The sequence below is a fragment of the Cyanobacteriota bacterium genome (assembly GCA_025054735.1).
GTDB lineage: Bacteria > Cyanobacteriota > Cyanobacteriia > SKYG9 > SKYG9 > SKYG9.
Genome location: JANWZG010000307.1, coordinates 1 through 4945, shown reverse-complemented (window position 1 = coordinate 4945; position 4945 = coordinate 1). Strand labels below are relative to the sequence as shown.

4 protein-coding genes are annotated in these 4945 nt (G+C 49.3%); 2 read left to right on the top strand and 2 right to left on the bottom strand.

The features are described 5' to 3' along the window. Window positions 1–1289, top strand: a 1289-nt coding sequence (locus tag NZ772_13755; protein ID MCS6814614.1) for a hypothetical protein, incomplete at its 5' end; no start/stop codon positions are given. A 4-nt stretch (window positions 1290–1293) separates the two neighbouring features. Continuing rightward, on the top strand, window positions 1294–3195 hold the full coding sequence (locus tag NZ772_13750) for a hypothetical protein (protein ID MCS6814613.1): 1902 nt from the start codon (window positions 1294–1296) through the stop codon (window positions 3193–3195). A gap of 22 nt (window positions 3196–3217) precedes the next feature. On the opposite strand, the gene NZ772_13745 is transcribed toward NZ772_13750, so the two are convergent. Together NZ772_13745 and NZ772_13740 are read right to left on the bottom strand one after the other, a co-directional pair. Continuing rightward, window positions 3218–4321 (bottom strand): WD40 repeat domain-containing protein, encoded by a 1104-nt coding sequence (locus tag NZ772_13745; protein MCS6814612.1) that lies wholly within the window; start codon window positions 4319–4321, stop codon window positions 3218–3220. 417 nt (window positions 4322–4738) lie between these two features. After that, window positions 4739–4945, bottom strand: a 207-nt coding sequence (locus NZ772_13740; GenBank protein MCS6814611.1) for a hypothetical protein, incomplete at its 5' end; no start/stop codon positions are given.

Below are 4945 nucleotides of genomic sequence, written 5' to 3'. Positions count from 1 at the left end.
AGGCATTAGCAGTGAACCGCCAGGAGCTACTAGCAACCCATGGTTTGAGCGATGGCAAGCCCTATGTTACCAGTCTTGAAAAGGAAGTAATTGCCGCCCACAACGCAAAATTCCGACAGTTTCAGGCAGAGGCTAAGCCAAGGATTGCTCAGCACTTGTTGCCTTTGCCAGCCAAGGTCGAGCAAGCACTGATGAGACGGGGTGAAGAGATTGGGCTACGATCGACTGTCATCACTTCGTTAGTAGCTGTACTACAGGATGACCACAGACAAACGCTAGAACACTATAAGTCGGGGATGCAGCAAAAGCTGCGAGAGTCCTACCCGATTTCCCAAGCTGATTTTCAGATAGCAGCGTCGCAGGTACAGCCAGAGGGTATAGAGCCGTTGCCGTCAGAGGTTATCCACCAGCTTGGGGAGCAAGTCTATGCAGACTACGCTGGCAGAGTAGCACGCTATCGGCAAATGATTGCTGATGAGTTGTATGCCAACGATCGAATGTCATTCAATCAGCGGGTTCGGTGGTTAGAGCAGGCGCGAAAGCCAAGCTTTGATTTGAGTGAGAACACTGCCAAATTCGTGCTGGATCAAGCAATCGCTACTTACAAAGCTGCAAAGGCTGAGTGTAGGGCGGTGCTGGTAGCGATATTGCAGGCAAGGGGGCAAGCAACTGGGTTGGAGCCACTGCTGGTGGAGTTTCGCCAGCAACACCCAGAATCGCGGTTACGAGATGAGCGAATTGTTGAGTTGTATCAAACGGTGCTGGAAAACTATCGCCAAGGTTGCCAGCGCTATGACCAAGACTATCGTCACTATCTTGGTCAGCAGGATATTCCTACTGCCGATCGGCTCTCTCAACTCCGGCACGATCGTCCCCTTTGCCCCCAAGACATGACCGCCATCGAAGCCCGCATCCACCAAGAACGAGAAGCTAATCTTAATGCCTATCGGCAACAGGTCTTTGCTGTGATCAGTCCTCACTATCCCCTCAATGAGGAAATGGTGAGCAACCAATTACAACAGATTCCACAACCAGATCTAGTGGCTGAGCATGTTGTTAAGGCAATCCATCAAGAGTTAATGTCAAGCCACCAGCAAGTTCTAGCAAATTATACGCAGGTGGTCAAAACCACCTTGACCAAAGGGTTAGCTCTGGAAGCTGAAGCTACCCAGCGGTCATTGTCTGCCCACCAAGCATACCTAAGTCCGGACATTTGTGCCCGAATCCATCGGGATGTTCAACAAGCTATTGAGGATGAGTTAAGTGATGAACTATCAGGTTTCTTCTAGCCCTATGTCTACTATAAATCCCGAATTTCCCCAGCAGCTAATCGAGTCGTGGCGTGATATCTATGATTTGGATGAGGAGGACATCGATCGTGCCCAGAAACTCTGGCAAGAAAAGGTGGTCAAAGACAATTGGGCACCGGAGTTGGTTTTGAACCAACTTGAAGACAGCCTCAAGGATCGCAACCAGCGAGTCCAAGCGTTTAAGGACGAGATTTGTGAGTTTGTGAAGTTGCACTATCCCCTAGATGAAGCGTTTCTTAAGGCACTTGACCAGAAGCGGACTGGACTCGCTGAGAAATTCGGCCATAAGAAGCTAGGCAAGCTGAGCGATCGCTTTACAGACACCACCCTCATCGTCAGTTACCGTCGAGAAGACTTGCAACAGTATGAACAGAAAGTTTGTGAGCTGGCTCAACAAACTCAGTCATTTCAGTTCAGCCCTGACGATTGGGTTAGCTTGAAAGACCTTCATCAGGAGCTAGACATTGCAGACTGGATTGCTGATCGCATTTTAAACCGACAGAAGTATCGTCACCAAGTGTCGAAGACAATTGAGCAAACAGGAGATCGCCCCACCGATGACTTTCTGTCATCTCTTCGTGCAGTGCTAGCTCTAGCTGAGAGTGATGTGCAAGATATTGACCAAGAACTACTAACAGGACTCCCTCCTGCCCAACCTCAGCCTACTGTGCCAACTCCTACACAGCGATCGGACAACCTGCGCCCAGAGCTTGCTGCCCAAATTCACAGCGAGGTTGTGCAGGAATTACAACTCGACCAATCGCCTCAATCCGAAGTTGAGGTAAAATCTACCCCACACACACCTGATCCTGAGCCATCTGTAAAACCCCTTGTTGAGCCAGCGACTCCAATCCTAAAGAAAGAGCAGGAACCAAAAGCATATGGTAATACAACCTCACAGCTACCATTACCTCCGCCAGTAGTGCAACCACCACGTCCTCGCCGACATAGAGAGTCAACGGGCAACCAACCTACTTGGCTGGTTGGAGGGGTATTAGCAATGCTTGCGCTGACAACAGGTAGTGTTGTTGCTTACCAAAAGATGCAGAACGATCGTCTCATTTCCGCAACGTTGCAGCAAGCAGAAGGCTTTAAGACCGAGAAGCAGTACGATCGCTGCATCACTCACATTACCCAAGCATCATCTACGGTGCAATCCTCTCAGCAGGCGAAAAACCTGTTAGCCAGTTGTCAAGATGGCAAGGCAGATCAGCGGGCGATTAGCCAGTTCCAGGTTGAACTGAACAAGGCAAAAACTTTGAAGGATAAAGGTAGCTGTGGGCAGGCGATCGATCTGCTTAGCCAACTTCCAAAACCATCTCTAAAAACCGATGCTGGTCGGGCTGAGGTCGCAAAGCTTGGAGATCGGGCTAAAACCTTGAAGAGTGACTGTGCCCAAAACCTGTTGGACATCGCCAAGAAAGATTACAACGAAGGTAAAAAGCCCGTTCTAGAGATCATTAGTTTCTTAAATCGGATTCCTGCCGATACAACTGCCGCTGCCGAAGCCAAGGCACTCAAAGTGAGCTATCAAACTGCGTGGGAAGCTGACCAAAGTACAATAGCTGCCCTGAAGCAGGCAACTGCTAATGGTCGCTGGAATGCTGTTGCTTATACCCAACAACTGAAAACTGCCTACGGGCAACAGCAAGCCGACCCCCTAATTACCAGAGCAAAAGCAGAAATTGCTGCTATGGCTGCTACTAGTGCTAGTACGTCTGGCACTGGTACGTCTGGCACTGGTACGTCTGGCACTGGCACATCTGGTACTGGTACGTCTGGCACTGGCACATCTGGTACTGGTACGTCTGGTACTGGTACGTCTGGTACTGGCACGTCTGGTACCGGGACTACCACTACGACAGTAACTATAGAAGATCTCTAACTACTGGGAATTGCGGCTGAGCCTATTGCTTACACTTCAAGATTTTCCAAGTGTAATCTCCACTGCCCCTAGCAAACGATTGTCCGTCTGGGCTAAAGGCAACGGACAATATACGCTTTGAGTTTTGCGGAGAACGATAAACCAACGTTCGACTTATAACGTTCCAAACGATCACGGAATCATCCCAACTCCCACTAATTAAGTATTTTCCATCGGGAGAAAAAGCCATGGATGGGATGTCGTCCGTATGTCCCTGTAGGCAGTTGCCAACTCTTTCCCCTTGACGGTTCCAAAAGCAAATTTGGTTGTGTTCACTGCTACTAGTGAGTCGATGGGGTACAAAGGCAAGCAATTGACCATCAGGACTGAAGCTGAGACTGTTCACGGGTGTTGGAAATTTATCATCTCGATATCGATCATCTCTAACCATTTGCTTGACTTCTCCCGTCTGCCAATTCCAAAGCTTGACAAAGCCATCCATCGTGCTAACGGCTAACGTTTCTCCATCGGGATTAAAAGCCATTGCCCCCACACCAAATTTCTCAGAAACTAGCCACTCACGCTTGGTACGGGTAGCCATGTCCCAGAAAACAATAGTATTACGGTTAAAACCAGCAGCTGCTAGCGTCTGCCCATTAGGACTAAAGGCAACAGACACCCCAGTCCGAGAAGGATATATCGTTTCAGTACTAATCACTCGACGGGCTTTCCAGTCCCACAGGCGCACACTTCCATCGAGACTTCCGCTTACTAGGATCTGATTGTCTGCACTAAAGGCTACTGAAGTGATTTCTTCAGGGTTGGGAGCCAGAACTAAAGGTCGAACAGTTTGGTTCCAGACTTTTACCAATTCCCAGATCTTAATGGTCTTATCAGCACTGCCACTGACCAGAAATTTACCATCAGGGCTGAAGGCAACGGAACGTACTGGTCGTGAGTGTCCAACATCCGGTTTTGGTGTGAAAAGCAGCAGGTTACCAGATCGCCAGCAGGGTTGCTCACCTTGAGCAATGGCTGGCTCGATCGCATGATGAGAAATTAAAACGCTTAATACTGTACCGATCGCCATCACTACTGCCACCAAACCCAAATGAGCTTTCTTCCAGCGTTTTATATGTCTTCGCATTACTGTAGTCTCCGCATACTGACCTGTGCCTTATCAGTAAGCATACAAGATTCCAGCGTGCTACCCCTTTCCTGAGGTACCACAACGCAACCAACACATGCTCTTGCATCAGTTCGATGGCAGAGAGACCTACAATTTAATGCCGATAGGGATGGGTATCTTCGCTGCTTAAGAGTTCTCTGTTGTCAACCATCCTAAGCTGGAGCAATTGCAGCCTAACAAGCCAGCAACAAGGGCAGAAGTTGTCGCGTTGGTCTATCAAGCGCTGGTAGCAATTGAGAAGGCAGAGAGAATCCCATCACCCTATTTGGTGAGGATAGCGAACTAGAGGGTTGCGCATGTTGAGTCGGGAGCTTGTCTGTCGCTTAACATTCGCTAGATTGCTACAAGTTTAAGTTTGTTGAGCCTAAAATTGCTCTACAGCTCATCGGGATTAATGCCCTGGGCGCGGAGATAAGCTGCCAAGCGTTCTGCCCGTTGGGCTTCTTGCTCTGCCCGTTGGGCTTCTTGTTCTGCCCGTTGGGCCTCTTGTTCTGCCCGTTGGGCTTCTTGTTCTGCCCGTTGGGCCTCTTGTTCTGCCCGTTGGGCTTCTTGTTCTGCCCGTTGGTATTGCTGAAGGGCATC